Source organism: Limihaloglobus sulfuriphilus (assembly GCF_001999965.1).
Taxonomy (GTDB): domain Bacteria; phylum Planctomycetota; class Phycisphaerae; order Sedimentisphaerales; family Sedimentisphaeraceae; genus Limihaloglobus; species Limihaloglobus sulfuriphilus.
On the sequence record NZ_CP019646.1, the window covers coordinates 224,983 to 246,565 of the forward strand.

Sequence of the window (21,583 nt, forward strand, 5' to 3'; positions counted from 1 at the left end):
AGGGCGTGTTTCTTTACTTTATGCTTTATATAGAGTATATTACATATTCGCTACTTTGTAAATAAATGCTTTACCTGCGATTATGTTTTTTGTAAAATTTCTTTTTGTATGCAGGTTTTATCAGGCTGGAAAGTCATTGACCGCTTTTACTGGTCTTGTGTTTTTTCTGATTAAACCTGAAAATGTTTGTTTTATAAAAATTTAAGTTATTATATCGGTGATATTTATGAGAAAAAATGTACTTCTTGCAATGTTGTTGACAGCAGCGGCAGTCGGGTTCAGCGCACCTCGTCCGGCCATGGTTCCGCTGCCCGGAATTTGGACAATTGAGACAGAATTTGAGAATCTTCGTCCAATTATGTTCAGCCCTGACGGCTCTGAGCCGCAGCGTTACTGGTATATGATACTGTCTCTGACAAATAATTCGCCCAATACGGTACCGTTTTATCCTTCTATAGAGCTGATGACGGATACGTATTTCTTTTGCCAGGCTAACGATTTTCCTGCCGGGGCGATATTTAAACAGATACGCCTTGTCAACCAGGGCAAGTATCCGTTTTTGATTTCTTATGACGATATAGATAGTTCGATCCTCAAAGGCAGCGACAATACCGTTGATATCGCCGTTGTTTTCAGGGATTTCGACGCAGAAGCGAAATCGCTTAGTATTTTCATAGAGGGACTTAGCAATGAAACCGTAACAATCGAGCACCCTACGAAGACTGATAAGGACGGGAATCCACTCAAGGTTCGCCTTCGCAAGACGCTCAAGCTCAACTATAACCTCCCCGGTGATAATACGGCTAAGCAGAGCCGCACGCTGATCTTTGACAGTCTTGAATGGGTGATGCGATAACGGTTTTCATTGTTCCACTGCAGAAAAACACGATTAAAACCGGAGTGATTTTATGATATTTGACTGCCATACACACATTACAGATGAATCCGGCTCTTACAATGTAGAGTTCGCGGACCACGCAGCCGGACTTGGAGGCATGATAGTGTTGGCACGAATCGGAGAAGATAACCGCAAGGTCAGTGAATTGGCCGCCAAGTTCGAAAAAACTGTAACATTCGGCTTTATTGACCCTTCCAGCGAGAAAAAGCCGGCAGAGGCTGTGGAAAAGATTGCCCGCAAGGCCGGCTGCCGGGGACTGGTTGTTTATTGCGGCGAAACTGCGATGCACCCATGCCATTCCAGTGCGATGGTTGCTTTCGAAGCTGCCCAGCGGCTTGGGCTGCCGATATTTTTTCACAATGAATGCTGGGGAGAGACTTCGGTGCTTGACTACACCCAGCCCGTGCATCTTGACGAGCTTGCCAGAACATTTCCACAACTAAAGATGATTATAGGTTCTATGGCCAGGCCGTTCTACAGCCAGACTCTTGAGCTGACCTCTCGCCATGAAAATGTATATGGCTGTCTGCCGATATATCCAAAGCGTGCGTGGGAGCTGTATAATACTGTGATTTCTATATTTGAGGCAGGCGCAGAGGATAAGATTCTCTTTGGTTCGGGATATCCGGACAATAATGCTAAAGAATCAATTGAGGCACTTCTCGGGCTCAAGCTGGCGTTTTCCGAGACAAATCTGCCGTGGGTGGGCAGCGCAGATCTGAGGAAGCTATACGAACGTGACTGTATTGAGGTGTTGGGCTTGTCAGTGTCGCATCAAGAGGGGCAGTAATGTCGCAGATGCTTGAAGAACAACGGGAGAGCTGGGGCAGCAGAGGGGCCTTTATTCTCGCGGCGATAGGCTCGGCGATAGGGCTGGGCAATCTTTGGGCTTTTCCGTACAAAGTTTACAGCTACGGGGGCGGGGCATTCCTTATTCCCTATATAATAGCCACGATTGTGGTTGGTATTCCGCTGCTGACGCTTGAGCTGAGTCTGGGGCACTTTACCCAGAGGGCGGCGCCGATTTCATTTAGAAATATGCACAAACGCCTGGAGTTTGTCGGCTGGTGGGGCTTGCTGCTTGCTTTTATCATTATCACTTATTATCCTGTAATTCTTGGTTACAGCATAAGTTACCTTTGGTTCAGCATTCAGGGGATTTTCAACGGCGGCCGGCTTCCATGGGCAGCGCAGGGCATAGAGGGCATTACCACAGCAAACAGTTATTTTTTTGACACTTATCTGGGCTACACAGAGGGCCTTGGACTGGGCGGGCTGAAATTGAATCTTGTTCTGCCGCTTTTGATAGCCTGGATTTTAATGTATCTTGCAATCTTCAAGGGAGTAAGTGCAGTTGGAAAGCTGGTTTGGGTTGCTGTTCCTCTGCCGTGGATAATGCTGCTGATACTTACAGTACGCGGTTTGACGCTTGAGGGCAGTGTCGGCGGACTGGCGTATTATCTCGAGCCGGACTTTTCCAAGCTCAGGGAACCGGAGATATGGAGGTATGCGTTTGGACAGGTATTCTTCTCTCTGAGCCTGGCGTTTGGAGTAATGATAACATACGCATCGTTTCTGCACAGAAAAAGCGATATTAACAATAATGCCGTTGTAATCGCTCTGTCGAATTTCGGCACGAGCCTTATAGCTGGCCTTGCGATATTTTCTACGCTTGGAGGCATGGCATTCGTTACCGCACAGGCCGGCGATCCGATACCGGTTGAGGAGGTTGCCAAGAGCGGGCCGTCACTGGCGTTTGTCGCGTTTCCCTATGCACTTGCCCAGCTGCCGTATTCGGCATGGTTCAGCGCGGTATTTTTCGCGGTGCTGCTGATGCTGGGCGTGAGTTCGGCGTTTTCCATAACAGAAACGCTGCTGGCCTCAATCGTAGATAAAACCGGATGGAACAGAAATAAAGTTCTTTTAGCAATGACCGGAACAGGATTTCTTTTCGGGCTGGTGTATGTTACTCACGGCGGCCTTAACTGGCTTGGAATTATAGACGGCTTTGTCAACGGTACCTGGGGTATCGCGTTGATGGGCTTTCTGGAATGTATAATTATGGGCTGGATATACAATCTCGACATTCTCCGCTGCCACGCGAATTCACGAAGCGACTGGCGGCTTGGGCCGTGGTGGAACATCCTGATTCGGATTGTTGTGCCGGTTATAATGGGAACGCTCTTTTTCTGGTCTTTTTACGATGATCTCGCCGCGGAGGGCGGGATATTCCACCGGCCGGACGGTTTGATTGACCCTGCCAACGCAATCGGCTACTCTGTAATGCTGCTGGCTCCTGTCGCGGCGATAATTATAAGCCTGTTCAGGGACAAATACAGCAATGATAATGAAGAAACGGTATCGACTTATGATCTGAAGCCGATAGATACAAGCACGTCTGTTTTTGTTGTTTCTGTTGCGGTATTTGCCGCCAGCATCTTCGCCGCGTTTAAATCAGCTGGTATGGTATCCTGGCATCTCTTCGCGGCGGCGGCCCTGATAGCTTTGGTATCGCTGGCAACTGCCGCCAGGAAGAATCTTTTCTTCAGAGAAGGCCAGTACACGCGGCTGGACTGGAAGGGCGCCAGTGCGGGAGTGTGCAGTATCCTTGCGGTGAGCAATGTCTTTTCGCTGGTTCTGATACGTGTTGCTGAAATCGTAGAGCCTTCGGAGTCCAAAGCCGTTATTGGGGGGCATTTAGGGCTTTGGGCATATCTAATACTTTCGCTGGTAGTTCTGATAATTGTCGGCGGGCTCGGCTGGTGCTTTTACCGTGCGGCTTCTTCTGTACCTTCGCCGGATACCCAGCACTCGGGCGAGGTGTCGTAGTTTTTAACATTTTGGGTAATCTAATCAGGAAAAGAGGTTTATGCAGATTTTAATATGGTCAGCTGTATTTATAGCGGGACTGGTGTTTCTGCTTTTTTTTTCCGATCGGTTTGTTGTCTCCGCTGAGGTTATAGGTCTTCGGCTCAATGTTCCCTCATTTGTGCTCGGCGTGCTCGTTCTGGCTGTCGGCACATCTCTGCCGGAGCTTTTTACTTCAGTAATATCTGTATTAAGAGGAGCCCCTGAAATTGTTTCGGGAACAATTATCGGCTCAAATATCGCCAATATACTGCTCGTTTTGGGTGCTTCGGCACTTTTTGCCGGCAAAAAAAGTGTTGCTTTTAATCTTAAACACTCAGATATTGTGTTTTTTCTCGCCTCGGCCCTGATTTTTATTCTGGTCTCCTCTGACGGGCGGATAACCTTGCCCGGCGGCGTCATTCTGTTGCTGGCTTTAGCGGGATATGTAGGTTATGTACTTACAACGAATATGCCCACAGTCAGCGATCAGCCAGGCGAATCGCTCGTTCAAGCATCCATTATGCTGGCGGTGAGTATTCTTGGGGTGTATGCCGGCTCTGAGATGCTTGTAAGGTCCGTAGTGAAACTTTCCGTGATCGCAGGCATACCCTCGGAGATTATAGCGGCAAGTGCAGTGGCATTCGGGACTTCTGTTCCGGAGCTGGCGGTCTCTCTGGCAGCAGCCAGACGCGGCAATATAGCCATGTCGGTCGGCAACGTTGTCGGCTCGAACATATTCAACGTGCTTGGAGTTGCCGGCTTTGCATCATTGTTTGGCGTGATTACCGTTGAGCAGGTAACACTCTCGCTGGCAGTGCCGGTGATGGCGGCGGCTACCGCAGCATTCGCAATTGTGTCCTTTTTCAAACATACATCCCGCTGGCAGGGGGCGTTGTTCGTGCTGGCATACCTGGCGTTCTGCGCAAAACTCTACGGTTTGTTCTAAAAATTCATTTGCGGGCTTGTATAGTTTTTGGATTGCGTGCGTAGAGCAAATTCACGAATTTGCTCCAGACGATTATGCTGTCTGTACGCTGAATAACCCCGCATAACCGTTTGTTGCCGCGTTTAGAGTTCAAGCTTCAGCTTGTTCACCTGTATTTTTCTATTGAAGCAGCCGTCAAAATCACAAAGCGGTGTTGCGCTGCCCCTTGCCGCCGCACTATGTTGATGCCGTGTTTTATATTTTACGGTTTGAGAAAATTCGTGAATTTTCTCTACGGGGGGCGCAGCATTGCAGCGCAAATTCACGAGTTTGCTCCAGACGATTATGCCCGTCTTTACGCTGAATAACCCCGCATAACCGTTTGTTGCCGCGTTTAGAGTTCAAGCTTCAGCTTGTTCACCTGTGGTTTGTTTTCTATCGAAGCAGCCGTCAAAATCACAAAGCGGTGCTGCGCTGCCCCTTGCCGCCGCACTATGTTGATGCCGTGTTTTATATTTTACGGTTTGAGAAAATTCGTGAATTTTCTCTACGGGGGAGGCATCGTGTTGCAGCGTAAATTCACGAATTTGCTCCGGCTTAGAATTTGTATGTATATTCTCCCCAGCCGGCCTTGTAAGGTTCTGATTCTCCAGGAACATATATCCATGCTGTTGTGTTTGGCGGAACAGTAACGCTGAGGGTTGTGCTCTGGTCGCGGCGGTGCCAGTCAACGGATATTCTGCCGTGGATGCAGTCGTAGGATGCCTTTACAAAACTGAGCTTATCGGTGATTACCGGGCGGATCTGGAACTCTTTGTATCCTGGTTTTAGCGGTTTTATTCCCACCATATTTTCAAATATCCACTGTCCTACTGATCCGTAGGTGTAATGCGAGAACGAGTTCATACCCGTATCGCCGAAGCCGTCCTCGGGTGTCCAGCTGTTCCATCGCTCCCAGATACTCGTTGCTCCGTTCTTTACGGGGAACAGCCATGACGGGAACGTATCCTTGAACAGCAGGCGGTAAGCGACGTCGCTTCGCCCGATTTTGGTCAGCACGTGCATAAGGTCGCGCGTGCCGACAAACCCTGTGGAGAGGTGCCAGTTTCGCTCTTTTATGCGTTCTATCAGGTGGCCAGCGGCCTTGCCGCGCATTTCGCCATCGACAAGGTCAAACCACAGCGCCAGCACATAGCATGTCTGGCTGTCGCCTTTTATGATACCGTCCGGGCTGACGTAAGCCCTGTTGAAAGCCTGTTTAAAGTTTTCATATATTTCCCCGTACCTTGCCGCGTCCTGGTCTTTGCCCAGAATCTGGGCGATGTTCTGCATGATTCGGGCATTGCCGGCGGTGTATGCGGTGTATATCAGCCTTTTGGGTGTGTCGGCGTCTATGTCGAGCCAGTCGCCGAAGCAGTGGAATTCTTTCGGTGCCAGATTATCCGGAGCGCTCCTGTCGAGATAATCCATAAACCGTGCCATGGCGTCGTAATGTTTTTCCAGCAGGCTCTTATCCGCGTAAACCTGGTACAATGCCCAGGGGCATATAATCGCGGCATCAGACCACGCCGGCCCGCCGGAGCCGCCCACCCAGGCGGAGATTTCAGGGGCGACCATGGGGATATCACCGTTTTCAAACTGGGCGTCAAACAGCGATGTGAGCCATTTTCTGAAAAACGCCTGGACATCCGTGTTCAGGCACGCCGTGCGGATGTATGCCTGGGCGTCGCCTGTCCAGCCGAGACGCTCATCACGCTGCGGGCAGTCGGTCGGGACTTCTATGAAATTCGCGCGCTGCGTCTGGCAGATGTTGTGATAGAGCTGGTTCAGCCGCGTATCGGAGCATTCAAAACTGCCGGTTACAGGTGTTGCCGAGGTAAGCTCGATTCCGGTGACTGTATCACTTTCGCAAGTTTCGGGATATCCGCTCAGCTCTATGTACTGGAAACCGTGGAATGTGAACCGCGGCTGCCACAGCTCGGGGCCGCCGCCTTTGCATATATAGGTATCGATAACCCTGGCCTCGCGGAGGTTATCGGTGTAGAGAGTGCCGTCGTCCTTGAGCCGCTCTCCAAAACGCAGAGTAATCTTTGTGCCTTTTGGGGCTTTTACCTTGAGCCTGGCGAATCCGGCGAAGTTGGTGCCCATGTCTAAGATGTATTTGCCCTGCGAAATTTGGTTTATGGAAACGGGTTTTATTTCCTGGTAAACCTGTACTGTTTGTGCAGGGTATGAGCCGAATTTTATCTGCGGGTGCTCTGAAGTGTCGGGCTTCTCCCAGAGCTGATCGTCGAAGCCGGGCTTGTCCCAGCCGACGGTTTCCAGACGGGCATCATAAGTCTCGCCCTGGAGAAAATCGCTCTCGAGAATCGCTCCTGTGGATGTCTTCCAGCTCTGGTCAGTGGTTAAAGTCTCTTTTGTGCCGTCCTGGTATTCTATTGCAAGCTGTGCGGCGAGTCTCGGGTTTTTGCCGTAGTGGTCGCGGTTTTTCTTTCCCCCTACATAACCACAGTACCAGCCGCCGGTTAGTATGCCTGCTATGGCGTTTGAGCCTTCGTCGAGCATTTCTGTAACATCATAGGTGTTGTAGTAAACCCGTACCCGGTAGTCCGTCCAGCCGGGAGCAAAAAAATCCTCTCCTACGCGGCGGCCGTTGATGTGCATCTCGTAATTTCCCAGAGCCGAGGCGTAGAGCACTGCCCTGCGGGGCGTTTTGGAGAGGGTGAACTCTTTTCTAAGCAGCCTTGCCGGCACAAGCAGGTAATCGAGATTCTTATCTTTGAATTGTTTTTCGGCTTGGGCGCGGGGTTTGTCGTATCCGATCCAGCCGGCTTTCCAGTCGCTCTTGTTCAGCAGGCCTGCGCTCCAGTAAGCTGTTTCACTCCAGCTGCCCGGTTTGCCGCTGCCGTCCCAGAGCATGACCTTCCAGAAACATTCGCCTCCGCTTTCAAGCGGTTTGCCGCCATATTTGATGGCGTAAGTCTTGTCAGATTCGACCTTTCCGCTGTCCCAGAGGTCGCCCTCGTCTTTGAGCAGGATATCAGGAGTTGAGGCCGCCAGTATGCGGTATGCGCCCTGGAAAAGGTTCTCGGAATCTTCCTGGATTTTCCAGCTCAGCTCAGGTGCCGGGTTTTCTATTCCAAGAGGGTTTTTCATGTATTGACAGCGAAGTTGAATTGCTTTCATTGAATCTGCTCCATAAATAATCGCGGCTGACGAGAATAATAAGTATGTTATTATTGTTTTCATAAAATCAGGATACATATATACTAGATGTTTATTTATTCCCAATAAAAAGCCTCAGACTTTTTAAGTTTATCTTCCGGTTTGACTACCAGCAATGATACTGTTGTTCCCTTGTCGGGTACTGTAATTATGTCCAGCTTGGCACGAATAAGAGCGGCCCTTTTTCTCATTAGGGCAATCCCAATACAGTGATGGTCTTTAATGTTTACTTTTTCAGGGTCGAAGCCGCTGCCGTTGTCTCTGATTTCAATTGTCAGTGTATTGGGTTTATCACTAAAAAACACCTCAATTTGGCTGCAACCTGAATGCTCGCAGGCATTTCTCAACGATTCCTGTATAATACGGTACACACAAATAGCCATTTTGGCGGGGAGCCTTTTGGGCAGGTTCTCTACCTGACATCTCATATCTATATCTCTGTAATGAAACGACTGTATTTTGCATTCGTAGCGGACCGCTTCGACAAGCCCTAACTCGTAAAGCCGGGTAGGGTGCAGCTGGTAGGACATGTTATTAGTCAGATTGGACAAATCTCCAATTACTTCATTGACCCTTGCAAGGTTCTCTTGCAAATCAGAGATATTGGCATTCGGGGCATTTATCTGGGTTTTCCCGATTTCTATGGCGAGAAATCCTAAGCGTTGTGTAATATCATGATGCAATTGATTCGATATGTGTTCTAACTCCTCTTCCTGTAAGCCCAGCAGCTTTCCGGTGAGCAGCTGGTGCTCTTCCTTGGTTTCTCGCAGTTCAGTGGTTCTTTGTTTGACTATGCCCTCGATATGCTCGACCGCTTTTAGCTGTTCTTGCTTAGCTTCATTGATGTCTTCAGCAAAAATGTCGAAGGGCTCCATAAGCCCATCATGTATTACGGCTTTGTAAACCAGATAAAAAGAAGCTGCTCTGGCTATATGGGCTGAGAAGTTCATTATGCCGTTAACATCAGCAAATGTTGCTATGATTATTTCAGATAATGCTTTGGCTAATATGCCGGCTGATAAGAATATAACAAAAGTAAGGTCAAACTGTTTTCGCCTTATTAAGATAAGTATAAGCGATACAAATAATAATGCTGAAATCAGATACTCGCTGTATCTCTTGAAAGCCGTAAAGCCTGTGCCCTCTATAAAACAAGTTGGAAAAACCTTCCAGTAAAGAATAGTAACCGTAAAAAAGAATGTTATAATCCCGTAAATAAAGAGCGTGGAATATTCATTTCTGTTTCTGATACGGGTAAATAGAAGCAGCGAAATCCCCTCTACATATCTGGCGGCTATCCAGAACTGAGCCGACTGGTCAGCGCTGTTATCATTTATGCCCGTTATTCCCATATATGCGATCAAGTGAAACATATCCAGCAAGCCCACAGAAGTATAGGCGGCCCCAAGAAAGGTAAGGCTGCGGTTCTCTGTGAAGTTGCGTGAATTCCAGGCGAGTATGAAAATGCAGAACGATATCACAACTGTAAACAGTCCTACAGTCATTTGAAAATAAACACGATTGGCCAGGTTCAAAAGCCCCAGGGCCAGAACAAGTGTTGCCAGCAAAGCCGGCAGAATCAGCAACGATTTGATTCTTTTTGAAGTCGCGAACATTTTGCCCCCGCAGTTTGTAAAATTTACCCCGCAATTTGGTCATTGTCTAAAAAACCTCTAAGAATATTATAAAAGATAAGTACTCTCATATCAAGTGTAATTTTATTGGAATTTAAAATAAGCTTCATGCCGCAAAAAAACATATGATGGCCAGCGTAGGAGAGAAAAACATAAAATATAATAAAATATATTAGAAAATTCATAAATCCCAAGTTTTGAACATGTCTTTTATTTAGCCAAAATTAAAGCAAAAAAATAAAAAAACGCCCCGACCATCAAATTTTTATTATTTTTTTTCTTGACATTTATTTTTTACTCTATAAAATCTATATGTTAACTAGGGAAAAAATGACAAAACGGGAAATTTGAGTTCTAATAAAATGCTTTTTGCCGCATAGTTTACAAGGCAGAGCAGGGATTGTGTAAACCCCTTCAAATCAAATTTCACCGCTTGTCTGATCTGGATGACGGTCATTCAGGGAAAACGAGAGATTTTAGAGAGTGATGATTATACGGCGTTATGAACATGCCGTAAGATCACAAAGGGAAAATTAAAATGATTAAAACAGCGACTTACATCACCACTATTGTAGCAATTTTTGCAGCATCAACTTTTGGAGCCTCACTGGTTACCGAGAGTTTCTCAGGCACTACAGACCCCGCAGGATGGAATATCCAGACTTATACAGGCGGCACTCATACAAGTGCCGGTACTCTTGAGGGAGAATCCTTCCGCTATGGAACCGGAACCGGCAATGGTTATATGCAAATGACCGAGGCCGTCGATTATCAACGTACAACCGCTATCTATACAGCTGATACATTTTCAACTGCTCAGGACTTCAGCTTCACATGCGACTACAATATTGGCGACACTGGCACAGGAGCCGATGGAATCACATTTTTCTGGCTTGACAAGGCGACAATTGACTCTAACAGCTGGAATATCAACTCCATGTCCGGCGGCTATGGCGAATGGATGGGTGCACCTCACGGCAATGACTCTGGAAAGAGTGTAGGCTACTATAACGGTATCAAGGGTTACAGCATGGAGTTTGACCACTATGATAACGGTGCGGGTGAAGTGGATGAGTACAATCACTTTATAAGGATATCAGACTGGGCTCACTCTGGTGGCGTTGGTGCTGTTGACCGCGGTGGCGATGATGATTTCTATTACGGCAACGGCTGGCAGAGTGTTGAATTTACATTCGATGCCGATACAGGTACTTTTACATACCAGTTGACAGATACAGACACAAGTGCCCAGACGGCGGTTAAAACTTTCACAGTAGCCGTCCTGGAAACCGCTCTCGGTACAGGCTGGTACGAGACGTTTGACGACGCTTACTTCGGTATTGGAGGGGCAACGGGCGGAGACAATGACGTTCACCTTATTCGCAACCTCGACGTTGTTCCAGAGCCGGCAACAATGCTGATGTTTGCTATGGGTGGTCTGGCACTGCTTCGCAAGAAACGTTAAGCGGCCGGCATTTGATTTAAGGGGCTTTCAGAAGTTTTCCTTAGATTAGAGAAAATAAACAAATAATCATAACAAATCCGTGCATGCCTTTATAAGGGTATGCACGGATTTTTTTACATAAATTTAAGAACAGAGAATAAGAAGCTCGGTCTTGAAAAATATCTGCCGCGGGGTATAATCAGATAATAGTTGATTGCCTGTTTTGGGGCAATTTCGGAAAGACACAAAAACAGGTGTTATTTTGACAGCCGTTTGGCTGTTGGGAGTTGAAAAAATGAAGTTATATGGATTGCTTATATTAGCGTCTGGAGTTTTATTTATGGGATGTTCATCAGAGCAGAGATACGCGGCAGAGCCCGGAGAGCAAACAGTGGCTAAATTGCACACGCAGTTGAGCGTTGAGATGGATTATCTGCTGTATCTGCCCGAAGATTATGGCCGGCAAAACAGGCAGTGGCCGCTGATGATGTTTCTCCACGGCGCCGGCGAGCGGGGCAGCGATGTTGCCAGGGTAACAGCCCACGGCCCGGCCAAGCTCGTCAGCCAGGGGGCTGATATGGAGTTTATAATAGTCTCTCCCCAGTGCCCGGCCCAAAGCTGGTGGCCGCAGGAAACGGCGGCCCTGGGAGCTTTGCTGGACCAGATCGTAAAAAAATACGATGTTGATACGCAGCGGGTTTACCTTACCGGTCTTAGCATGGGCGGTTTCGGCACATTTGCCCTGGCACGAACATATCCGGAGCGGTTTGCCGCTATCGCTCCGATATGCGGCGGCGGAGAACCGCTGCTGGCCTCGAGGCTCAAGGATGTGCCGACGTGGGTATTCCACGGCGAACGGGATAATATTGTGCCGATAAGCCGCAGCAGGGAGATGGTCGAGGCTATTAAAAAGGCCGGCGGTGATGTGAAGTTTACCGTGTACCCCCAAGCCGACCACAATTCATGGGATCAGACCTACGACAACCCCGAGCTTTACAAGTGGTTCCTTTCGCACAGCAAAAAATAAATTGAGTTATGATAAGGAGATAAAATGCGTAAGTTACAAATTTTTAGTATTTTAATTACCGTTGTCGTATTTGTAAGTCATGTTGGCGCGAGGGAATATGTCATAAACAGAGATACCTATCATGATAAACTCGCCGGCGGCTGGATTGGCCAGATTGTTGGAGTTACCTGGGGGTATCCGACTGAATTTGCATATCTGGGGCAGATGATACCTGAGGATAAGGTGCCGCAATGGAAGCCTGAAATGATAAATGATGGGTTTGGCCAGGACGATATTTATGTTGAGATGACATTTCTCAAGACACTCGAAGACTACGGTTTTGATGTCTCCATTCGTCAGGCGGGCTTAGATTTTGCTAACAGTGAATACAGATTATGGCATGCAAATGACGCCGGCCGCCGCAACCTAAGAGACGGTATAGCTCCGCCCGACTGTTCTCATCCGCGGTTCAATGAACATGCCGATGACATTGATTATCAGATTGAGGCGGATTTTTCAGGCCTTATTGCCCCGGGAATACCCAGTTATCCTGTTGAAGCGGGTGAAAAGTTTGGCAGACTTGTCAATTACGGCGACGGCATGTACGGCGGCCAGTGGGTAGGGGCTATGTATTCATTCGCGTTTTTTGAAGATGATGTGGAAACCGTTGTGCGCAAAGGGCTTGAATGCATCCCCGAGGGCAGCCAGTATCATGAGTGTATCTCAGATGTGCTTCGCTGCTATGAAAAGGACCCTGATAACTGGCGGAAGGCGTGGGATTTTGTAGAGCAGAAATACCATAAGAACATTGACTACAGGCAGTTCAGTTGTACTGTTCAACATAATTTCAATATCGATGCCAAGCTCAATGGAGCGTATATTGCTGTCGGTCTGCTTTACGGCAAGGGTGATTTTGAAGATACGATAAAGATTTCCATGATGTGCGGCCAGGATTCAGACTGCAACCCGTCAAATGCCGGCGGTATTCTCGGTGTTATAAAAGGTTATGATAATCTGCCGGATATTTATAAGCAGATTGACCGTGAGAGAAAATTTGAGCATACGGCATACAGTTTTCCGGGGTTGATTGAAGTTTGCGAAAAATTAGCCCAAAGGTTAGTCATTCGCCAGGGCGGCAAAGTTGTCAAGTCTGACGGGCGTGAGAAGTTTATTATTCCCGCCGGGCAGGTACGCGTAAGTAAACTGGTACAGTCACACAAGCCCGAGCCCCTCGTGGGAACACCATTTACGCAGGATGAAATGTCGCGGATAAAATTCAACAATCCCGAGATCAAAGAAAAGATGCCTCCTGCATTTGTCATCGGCAATTTTGCGCCGGGCTGGCAGGTTCTAAATTGCGGCGACTTCATGTTTCCGGGTTTGTATGATGAATATGACGGCAGGAAAAATGTTCTGGTTACCCATCCATACAATCAGGTTATCCCCTGCGTTATAACAAGAGAGTATTCAGTTCCGCAGGAAGGCGGGGCAAAACTGCATTTAATTGCCGGTCACTCTGAGAAGGGGGATTATGAGCTTGCTGTAAAGGTTAACGGCAGAGAACTTTACAACAAGGTGGTTGGGCCTGAAACAGCAGATGAGCGTTATCTGGAAGCATACATTGATTTGACAGACTACGCAGGCCAAACAATAAAGATTGATATTCTCAATCAGGCCAATGGCTGGGCTTTTGAGGCCGCTTACTGGGATGTTATTGAAATAGTTACTGAATAATTGAAAACAGACAGGGCAGCAAACCCTTAATATTCTGACCGGTTAAGTTTGAACAGTACCGTTTCTGCTTTTAAGGCATAACGTCGCGGCTGCTGTCCAGTATTTCCGGCGTTTTGTGTATGAAGTATTCCAGCCATGCTTTTTTTATCATTTCCGCTAAACCATCATCTTTTTTGTATTCATCAAGCTGTTTGCCCCAGTAAAATGTTATCCAGCCCTCTGCTATCGGACGGGATTTTTCAATAAACTCATCCATCTGTTCTATGGAGCAGGAGAGGGGAAACATCTCTTCTATAACCAGGGGTTTTCCAATATCGTACACGGCTAATGCATCAAGGGCTTTTTGTGCCTTGTCTTTCTTGGGATAAAAGTGGACAGAAACAAAGTCCAGGTTTTCAGCTACCTCATCGGAGTAGAAAAGCGGTTTGGCATTGGGCCACGTATGCGCCCATGGTATCGCGCCGACGGTAATCAGGTGGTCTTTGTCATGTTTCCTTATCGCGGCGGTTAAAGTATCGACCCATTCTCGCGCAACCTGTTTTCGTGTTCTGCCGTTTAGGCACAGGCTTATCCTCTGCACAAAGTGCTTTCCGCCGAATCCCTCTCCGGGGAGCCAGTCGCTCTCCTGCTTGTTTCCCGGCAATACAGGCTCATTCATCAGGTCATAGCAGAAGATTGCGCTGCCGGCGGCGCATATTTTCGCTACGTTCTCCCAGAATTCTGCCTGTATCTTCCACCTTTGCTCTTCGGTAACATTGTTATACCAATCCGGAACCATGTCCTTATGATAACATGCAAGACCGGTGATATTGAGGTAGAGGCCCGTCTTTTCTGCTAACTTTACAAGCCTTTCCAGGGTCTTGAGGCTCTCGGCGTTGGGCTGATCGGGTGAATCCATAAAACGGTGTAATTGAAGATGGATACGTACGACATTCGCCCCGTATGATTTCATTTCCTGAAAATCGCCGACAACCTCATCCCACTTGGTATCCCAGTAATCTTCTATAAGCGTTCCGGATTCGTCGTGGTCATAATTGAAACCCCATACGACAAAGGGTTCGCCGGTATCGCTGCGGACAAACCCCTTCCCATCCTCGCTGATACGTATAGCGGGGATTGCCGCAGTTAATAATGAGCAGGCTGTCAATAAAACAAATGCTGATAAATTCATTTAATCCGTTTTGTATAGATAATTCTTTATTCCTTGAGCCAGTTTTCCAGGAAAATAAGAAGGTCATCGACATTGACTGCATTGTCATAGTTTCTGTCATAGCCCTGGCAGAAATCGTCCCAGAAACATTCGGTATTGCCCCACCAGGCATTAAAGCCCGCGAAGTCCGCCGCGTTTACAGACGGAGCTGCCAGAAGTGTAACTTCATGCGATACATCGCTATCGTACATTTCCACATCGTCGGATGCATCCTGGAATCCGGACTTTGACACTTTTATATTGTGGAACATGCCCCATTCAGAGCCGGGCAGCTCCAGTGATGCCTGGCCGTTTGCGTCGGTGAAGTCCTCCACCGCGCCGACAGTCATTTCCATGCCGAACGATATTGTCGGCGAGAACACCCTTGCAGCTTCAACCGGTTCTTGAGATATGTCCTTGACGGTAACATTTACAAAATAAAAATTCTCGCAGCTGAACCATGTCTGGCCTGCAATGGAATCGTTTTTAGTGATATAGAGTGTGTAGTAATCCTTTGAGAGGCCGCTGAGGATTGTCAGCTCGATGGTCTCATCATCAACGTATGCGAAGGTGAAATCTTTTTCCACCGGTCCGGCTTCTCCGCCCGCAATCGCGGCAGAGTAGGTGCTTGTCTGAAAATCTTTGCCCAGCTCCGGGCTGGAGATTTTAAGCACGAGGTCCTGATCAGAAGCCTTGGCCGTTTCAGATACGAGTCCATCTGTTATGCTCAGCATCTCTGCTGGGGCGGAGTGGCTTGTATAACGTCCGGCAGATGTACTCGGGTTAAATGCACCGTATGCGGGGAATATGATCTCGTATGAAGATGCGTTTGACTGCGGTTCCAGGAAGAATGCCCCGTATGCCGGTATTAAAGAGATGCCCCGTTCGGGGTCGCTTTGGGTAATTTCTTCCACGCTGCTGTCGTTGTAAGTGATTCGCAGTACGCCGTCGCTTAGCGGGTATCCGAAGTTCATATCATAAAAGAAATTCAGACCGCCGGTGTTATCGGTAAAGCTGAACAGCTCGACTTCATCGTTCCATTCTTTCGGCTCAAAAGATATTTCTGTACCCTCGTTCCAGAGCTGCAGTGAGCAGGTTTTGTAAGAGGCCGGGTATTGTAAGTCCTGCCACAGACCCACCGGCTGTACACCTTCGCCTGCCGGTATAAGCCGTATAACTATAAACGCGTCGCTGGTATATTGAGTCTCTCCTATTATCACAGAGCCGGTAACGGTAAATGCGGTTCGTTTCCACCCGTTTTCAAGGTCCGTGGTTACGGCCGATTCAACGCTCAGTCCGGACATTATATTGTACACGCTGCCGGTTCCCAGAGGGCTTACTACCGCAGGGTCATAATCTACGGAAAATACAGCGTCTGTGAATGTGACATTATCTACTAAAACATACAGATTCATATGTCCGTTTGTGACCGGAGATCTGAATGAGGATGAATTCCATCCATCAGACCAGTTTGCTGATACCCATGCGTTGGGCACTGCCGTAAGTGAAGAAACTGTAAACAAGACCGCTGAAACCAAAATCAAAAACTTAGTTCTCATAGTACCTCTTTTCTGAGAGGAAACCTCTCTAAAATAGTGTGTAGTTATATCGACAAATCATTTATTTACAAATATCCAGACATTATGAATCTACAACTAAAATCATATCATGTCAAGACTTATGTTTTAGCCGAGAAGTTTTGTTGGCGTAAGATGTTTTAAGTAAATGGTTTATGTGCTGATTCGAATAGTGAAGTTTGTCCACAGGAACGCAATATTACCCAGCCCGCAATGTTTCAATTGCACTGCGGGATTGGTAATAGTTCTTGTTTGTTATTGGTTATGGCGGCTGTTAACCGGTGCGGTTGTTATGCGTCAAGTTTGGGGCGTGGACGTCTTTGGGCTCCTAAACAGCGATGTTCCGCATGCCACGACAACAAGGGTAATATTTACGAGTGCGGCAGTCCAGTATTCGTGGAATACGAACGTCAGTTTTGCCGGCAGCCAGCCGAAGAAGCTCATCATAAGATAGAGATTAAGTGCTATGGCAGCCGCCATACCGGTAATGATTGAGAAGTTGTCTATGCGTTTTACGAAGAAACCCAGCAAAAAGATACCCAGGATGCAGCCGCCGAATACCGAGCTGAGAATAAAGCCCAGATCAACGATGGATTCACGCGGTATGAAATGGAATGCTATCGCGCCGAGAATCATCATTGTGCCGGCAATCATGGCGAATGTCTTTGCCATTTTCAAGTAATAGGTGTCGTCTCTCTCTGTTGAGATGTATCTTTTTAGGAAATCGACAGTTACGAGTGTACTGATGGCGTTTATCGATGAGTCAAGCGAGCTCATGGCCGCCGCGAGACAGGCCGCGATTATCAGTCCTGCCACGCCTGCTGGTATTTGTGTCAGAATGAAGTAGGGCAGCACCTGGTCGGGATCCATGTTGGCGACGGCCTGATCGGGGAAAACCTTGTAGATTGCAAACAGGCATGTTCCCAGAAAGAAGAATGAGAGCCAGGTCGGCACGCTCAAAATTGCGCAGATTGCGGTTGCTTTTCTGGCTTCTCGCATTGATTTGGCCGCGATGTATCTCTGAATGACGTTCTGGTTGCTTGAGTATTCTGTCGTGAAACCGATCAGCCCGATCAGAAGCATTGTAAAAAATGTCCGTTCGTTGAGGTTCAACTCAAACGAGCCGATACTGAACTTGTCGTGTGCAAGGCCGATGTCGATTATCTGTGAGAGTCCCTCGGGCATCTTTGTTACGATGACGCCAAAGCATACAATCCCGCCGCCAAGCAGGATTATTGTCTGGACAACGTCTGTCCAGATAACGGCTTCGATACCACCCAGCACGGTGTAAAAGCTGATAAAAATGCCGCCGATGATTATTACAAGTATAATGTGCTGGCCGGTGATAAAGGCTATCGGAATTGATACCAGATACAGCACTGTGCTGAGCCGGAGCAGCTGGAGAAATACAAAGCTCAAAGATGCGTAGAGCCTCACCCAGTGCGAAAATCTGTGTTCAAGGAATTCAAACGCCGATGTTATCTTTCTCTCGCGGAAATAGGGGATAAAAAATATAATGGCAAACACCGCGACAATCGGCAGTGTCAGGTTTGGGATTATGTTTCGGTAGTCCAGCACGTAAGCCGCCGCCGGCAGTGCCAGGAATGTGACAGAACTGATTGATGTGCCGAGCATGGATATTCCAATCGCCCAGCCGGGGAAAGAACGGTTTCCCAGGAAGTATTCCTCTGTGCTGTTGTTCTTTCTGGAGAAATATACGCCGACCAGGGCCATGCCGATCAGAAAGATAAGTATTACGATGATATCTGGCAGTCTGAAATTTATTACAGACTCCGTCTCGGCGACAGCAAGCAATGTGTTAAACATAAAATGATTCCTTTTTTATCTCATAATCGGCACGAGCCTGTAACTGCTCTGGTTCTGGTCCTGCGGGTTTACGCCAACCCAGTAGGCCGCAGCGGAGACGGTTCCAGGGTTTTTTGTGAGTATTGCTATGGAGTTTTTCCACAGCTGATAGTCTGAATAAAACTGTTGTTTTGAAATGCCGTTTGTTCTCAGATACAAATCCATTTGAGGGTCTGCGTAGAGTCTGCCGGCGGATATTGCAAGAGGCGTTGAATTTATGACATCCAGTTCAAGCTCTCTTAATGGCGTGTTGTCTGTATCGTTGAAAAAGTAGAGTTTTTGCGGGCCTGAGAGTGTGTTTGCCAGCAGATCTTCTGTTTTGAGTTTCGCGTTTGAGATTTTGACCTCGTCTATGAGACCGTTGAAACCCCTGCTCCTTACCCATGATGCCCCGATTACGAGGCTCTCACCGGTTATCTGTAGGTCTTTTCGCGGGTGAGCGGCCTTGGAGAATGTTTGCTCAATGCCGTTGACCCAGATGCTTGTGTTGTTTGTCTCGGATGAACCGTCATGGGCGAACGCGACGTGGTACCACTGGCCGGCAGCGAGATCTGCAGGGTGGGAGAAGGAGTGGCCTGTGCCGTCTTCTGAATAGTAATACCCGTTTAACATTCCAACGCCTTCGCTGCGCTGGGTAACTCTAAGAAAATACACGTCCTTGTTAAAGTTTTCCCCGTCTTTGCCGCCCAGTGATATGATCATGTACGGGTTGTAGTAATCAAACGTATTTTCCGGTATAGAGTCAAGTTTAATCCATGCCTGAACAGTGAAAGTGTCAGTGTTAAACTCGCTGAGGTCTTCTGTGGATTCAGGGCGAACCAAATCGATATTGCCGTCAGGGCGGCCATCCGCGCTGATATAGTGCAGACAATTTCCTGTATATCCTTCTGTTGACCACTCGGGATCCTGCCATGTACTGGCGCTTGAACCAAGACGAAGCGTCGGCCCGCCAATGCCGGGATAGGCGTACTGGCCGGTGTTTTCCTCGAACTGCCAGCAGCCGAGCGTCTGGTTTTCATCGGTTACCGCTTCGGTAAGGACGATGTTTTCCTTGACTGTCTGGCCGTCAAAACTTCCCACAGCAATATTGTGCCACTTTTTGCCGTAATCTGCGCAGCTCTTGTATAGGCCGTCTATTCTGATTTTATAGATAAGCGCCGGCCCTGGTGAGTACGTTATCGCGGCTATTTCGTCCTGCGATGCCCTGCCGTCAAATTCTCCGGCGGCGATATCGATTATGTCCTCTGCAACGCCTGTTACGGAGGCCTGCCAGCTCAGGTCGCTTGGTTTGAGGCATGTAATTTCAGTAGTTCCGGAAACCTTTACCGCGATTTCATCATAATCATCCGTGTCAGTGGTGAAATTCCCGGCAGTAAGGGCGGTTATGGGGTTTGTGTTGTCCTCAAGCAGGACGGCAGAGGGCAGCCGGAAGCCTTTATGGAATATATAAACGGGATATTTGCCCTGCTGGTCGGGCTGTGAGCTGACCGCGGCTATCTCAAAATTGTCGTTTTCTTTTAACCAGCCGCCGTCGGGCAGGAAATTGCCGACAGCGATTTTGTTCCAGCGGCGCTCGCTCCTGCCGCACCTGTCCAGCTCATTGCCCCGCTGGTCAAATATGGCTATGGTGTAATAATCCACGTTTGATATGTTTGAGACGGGCTGATCCCATATAACTGCGATCTCATCGCCTGCTTCAAATACCGCCATGTCACCAACCGCTATGTCTATCGGCTTTTTGGGGTTAACGGAATAAAAGTCCTGCCGCGGATTATCCCTGTACCATTGCCGGGCAACAACCGAATAGTCGCTCAGGTCGATTTTGCCGTCTCCGGTCGTATCTGTTGTCTGTGGGTTAAAAGGTATATCCGCCGGCGCGGAAAGCCAGCTGTTTTTGAGCAGTTTCAGGTCTTTGGCGTCCGTATTCATATCGCTGTTGATGTCACTTTTTTCGGGCTTCACCAGTGAATCGGCGATAATGAACTCAACGCCGGCATGGTTATGAACAACCGGAGTGCCGCCCGGGCAGATGATATGGAAAAATTTCTCGCTTTTCGGGATATAGCTGCCGGATTGGTTTGTGTAGCCCAGGTAAGAGGCGTAAGCGGTGTAGTCGTCAGAGACTGACCACAGCCAGAGATTATCGCCGGGCTGGTCGATTGTATTGTGGTGCACGGCGTAGAACATGTTCAGCAGAGCCATGTCAATTTCTGTATTGATGAAAGTATTGTCAGAGATTGAATTAAAATTGCTTCTGTTGAGAATGCCGATTTTGCAGTTTGCGAACTGGTTGTCAGATACAATGTTATCCATCGTATAGCATCGGGTTTCGTCGGAGTTGTCGTTATTGCTGAAATTGGCCTGCCGCGGTGCAAAATCGATCGCAATATGATAATTTTCAAAGGTGTTGTTTGTGATATTGTTATTTCTCGGAGCCAGCTCGCGAACATCGAGGTTTTCTCCGCGGTTTCTGTAGAGTGATATAGCGGTGTGATAAGGGCGGTTATAGTATGCTGCCGGCAGAAATGAGTTTCCGCTGACCAGGTAGTCCCTGCACGCGTCTATGACTATGTCGGCGTATGAAGGAACGCCGCGGGTGTTGTTGTCTCTGAAGGTGCAGTTTTGGATGATCCAGTCGTATGAATTGTATTCGCAGTAAAAACCGCCCATGACATTTTCTTCGAAAACACAGTTTTGTACCGTACCGTTCTGGCCTCTTGGGAAGACTCCCCAGATGTCTCTGATAAAATTGATATTCTGGACATCAACTTTTCTTCGGTGGTCATGGTGGAAGGCTATGCCCCTTGAAAATCCTTTTATTGTCATGTTGTGGATAATGCTTCTGCGGTCGCCGGCCTGTGAATATTCGGTCTGGTAAAATATAAAGCAGTTTTCATCCGAGTATTCATCGAGGCTTATCCTGTGTGTGTAGTAGTAATAGAGGTCTCTGGCAAGGTCGGCGTCGGTCCTGGCGTCGATGGTAATGCCGTTGCCGTCGATACTTATATCGCTGTTATCTGATACAACAAAGACAGACGGCAGGCCGCCGATGATCCGTTTGACATACGATGAGTCGAAATGCCATGGGGTTGTCTTGTCCGCGAATGCCAGTGATACGTCGATTTCGAAGGGTTCAACGATTTTGCCGTCCTGGTCATACCAGTTTGACCATCTCGTTTGGTTCCAGGGGTCGAAACCGGCGCCTCCATCTAGCATAACTTCTGATACAGGGCGA

The 21,583-nt window shown here is 48.0% G+C and carries 13 protein-coding genes; 7 read left to right on the top strand and 6 right to left on the bottom strand.

Annotation, left to right across the window (positions count from 1 at the left end; genetic code table 11):
* Positions 1-226 precede the first annotated feature (226 nt).
* Genes SMSP2_RS00835 through SMSP2_RS00850 form a run of 4 tightly spaced genes read left to right on the top strand, consistent with a single transcriptional unit; the run spans position 227 to position 4,694 of the window.
* Positions 227-856, top strand: coding sequence for a hypothetical protein (locus SMSP2_RS00835; protein ID WP_146682138.1), 630 nt, complete (start codon positions 227-229; stop codon positions 854-856).
* Between the two features lie 52 nt (positions 857-908).
* Positions 909-1,688: an amidohydrolase family protein gene (locus SMSP2_RS00840; protein ID WP_146682139.1), complete on the top strand. Its 780-nt coding sequence runs from the start codon at positions 909-911 to the stop codon at positions 1,686-1,688.
* Positions 1,688-3,727, top strand: coding sequence for a sodium-dependent transporter (locus tag SMSP2_RS00845; protein WP_146682140.1), 2,040 nt, complete (start codon positions 1,688-1,690; stop codon positions 3,725-3,727). The genes SMSP2_RS00840 and SMSP2_RS00845 overlap by 1 nt, the downstream gene beginning before the upstream one ends.
* Before the next feature lie 40 nt (positions 3,728-3,767).
* On the top strand, positions 3,768-4,694 hold the full coding sequence (locus tag SMSP2_RS00850) for a calcium/sodium antiporter (protein ID WP_146682141.1): 927 nt from the start codon (positions 3,768-3,770) through the stop codon (positions 4,692-4,694).
* Between the two features lie 576 nt (positions 4,695-5,270).
* Here the strand turns inward: SMSP2_RS00850 and SMSP2_RS00855 are convergent.
* Positions 5,271-7,859, bottom strand: a complete 2,589-nt coding sequence (locus SMSP2_RS00855; protein ID WP_186804781.1) for a glycoside hydrolase family 78 protein — start codon at positions 7,857-7,859, stop codon at positions 5,271-5,273.
* 95 nt (positions 7,860-7,954) lie between these two features.
* Positions 7,955-9,514, bottom strand: coding sequence for a sensor histidine kinase (locus tag SMSP2_RS00860; RefSeq protein WP_146682143.1), 1,560 nt, complete (start codon positions 9,512-9,514; stop codon positions 7,955-7,957).
* Positions 9,515-10,070: 556 nt separating this feature from the next.
* Here SMSP2_RS00860 and SMSP2_RS00865 point away from each other — a divergent pair.
* From SMSP2_RS00865 to SMSP2_RS00875, 3 genes are all read left to right on the top strand, one after another.
* A complete protein-coding gene (locus SMSP2_RS00865; RefSeq protein ID WP_146682144.1) occupies positions 10,071-10,997 on the top strand; it encodes a PEP-CTERM sorting domain-containing protein in 927 nt (308 codons plus the stop codon).
* A 319-nt stretch (positions 10,998-11,316) separates the two neighbouring features.
* Positions 11,317-12,003 (top strand): carboxylesterase family protein, encoded by a 687-nt coding sequence (locus tag SMSP2_RS00870; RefSeq protein WP_146682145.1) that lies wholly within the window; start codon positions 11,317-11,319, stop codon positions 12,001-12,003.
* A gap of 24 nt (positions 12,004-12,027) precedes the next feature.
* Positions 12,028-13,716: an ADP-ribosylglycohydrolase family protein gene (locus SMSP2_RS00875; protein ID WP_146682146.1), complete on the top strand. Its 1,689-nt coding sequence runs from the start codon at positions 12,028-12,030 to the stop codon at positions 13,714-13,716.
* A gap of 70 nt (positions 13,717-13,786) precedes the next feature.
* Here the strand turns inward: SMSP2_RS00875 and SMSP2_RS00880 are convergent, their stop codons facing one another.
* From SMSP2_RS00880 to SMSP2_RS00895, 4 genes are all read right to left on the bottom strand, one after another.
* Positions 13,787-14,887, bottom strand: a complete 1,101-nt coding sequence (locus tag SMSP2_RS00880) for a cellulase family glycosylhydrolase (RefSeq protein WP_146682147.1) — start codon at positions 14,885-14,887, stop codon at positions 13,787-13,789.
* Positions 14,888-14,913: 26 nt separating this feature from the next.
* Positions 14,914-16,464: a hypothetical protein gene (locus SMSP2_RS00885; RefSeq protein WP_146682148.1), complete on the bottom strand. Its 1,551-nt coding sequence runs from the start codon at positions 16,462-16,464 to the stop codon at positions 14,914-14,916.
* A 315-nt stretch (positions 16,465-16,779) separates the two neighbouring features.
* Positions 16,780-18,309 carry a sodium:solute symporter family protein gene (locus SMSP2_RS00890; protein ID WP_146682149.1) on the bottom strand — a complete coding sequence of 510 codons (1,530 nt, stop codon included), beginning with the start codon at positions 18,307-18,309 and terminating at the stop codon, positions 16,780-16,782.
* Positions 18,310-18,324: 15 nt separating this feature from the next.
* Positions 18,325-21,564: a LamG-like jellyroll fold domain-containing protein gene (locus SMSP2_RS00895; protein WP_186804782.1), complete on the bottom strand. Its 3,240-nt coding sequence runs from the start codon at positions 21,562-21,564 to the stop codon at positions 18,325-18,327.
* Positions 21,565-21,583: the final 19 nt, after the last annotated feature.

Excerpts from the sequence above, each read along its gene's own strand:
- SMSP2_RS00885 (WP_146682148.1), bottom strand. The coding sequence starts at position 16,464 with ATGAGAACTAAGTTTTTGATTTTGGTTTCAGCGGTCTTGTTTACAGTT.
- SMSP2_RS00855 (WP_186804781.1), bottom strand. The coding sequence starts at position 7,859 with ATGAAAGCAATTCAACTTCGCTGTCAATACATGAAAAACCCTCTTGGA.
- SMSP2_RS00890 (WP_146682149.1), bottom strand. The coding sequence starts at position 18,309 with ATGTTTAACACATTGCTTGCTGTCGCCGAGACGGAGTCTGTAATAAAT.
- SMSP2_RS00845 (WP_146682140.1), top strand. The coding sequence starts at position 1,688 with ATGTCGCAGATGCTTGAAGAACAACGGGAGAGCTGGGGCAGCAGAGGG.
- SMSP2_RS00880 (WP_146682147.1), bottom strand. The coding sequence starts at position 14,887 with ATGAATTTATCAGCATTTGTTTTATTGACAGCCTGCTCATTATTAACT.
- SMSP2_RS00835 (WP_146682138.1), top strand. The coding sequence starts at position 227 with ATGAGAAAAAATGTACTTCTTGCAATGTTGTTGACAGCAGCGGCAGTC.
- SMSP2_RS00850 (WP_146682141.1), top strand. The coding sequence starts at position 3,768 with ATGCAGATTTTAATATGGTCAGCTGTATTTATAGCGGGACTGGTGTTT.
- SMSP2_RS00875 (WP_146682146.1), top strand. The coding sequence starts at position 12,028 with ATGCGTAAGTTACAAATTTTTAGTATTTTAATTACCGTTGTCGTATTT.
- SMSP2_RS00865 (WP_146682144.1), top strand. The coding sequence starts at position 10,071 with ATGATTAAAACAGCGACTTACATCACCACTATTGTAGCAATTTTTGCA.
- SMSP2_RS00895 (WP_186804782.1), bottom strand. The coding sequence starts at position 21,564 with ATGCTAGATGGAGGCGCCGGTTTCGACCCCTGGAACCAAACGAGATGG.
- SMSP2_RS00840 (WP_146682139.1), top strand. The coding sequence starts at position 909 with ATGATATTTGACTGCCATACACACATTACAGATGAATCCGGCTCTTAC.
- SMSP2_RS00860 (WP_146682143.1), bottom strand. The coding sequence starts at position 9,514 with ATGTTCGCGACTTCAAAAAGAATCAAATCGTTGCTGATTCTGCCGGCT.
- SMSP2_RS00870 (WP_146682145.1), top strand. The coding sequence starts at position 11,317 with ATGGGATGTTCATCAGAGCAGAGATACGCGGCAGAGCCCGGAGAGCAA.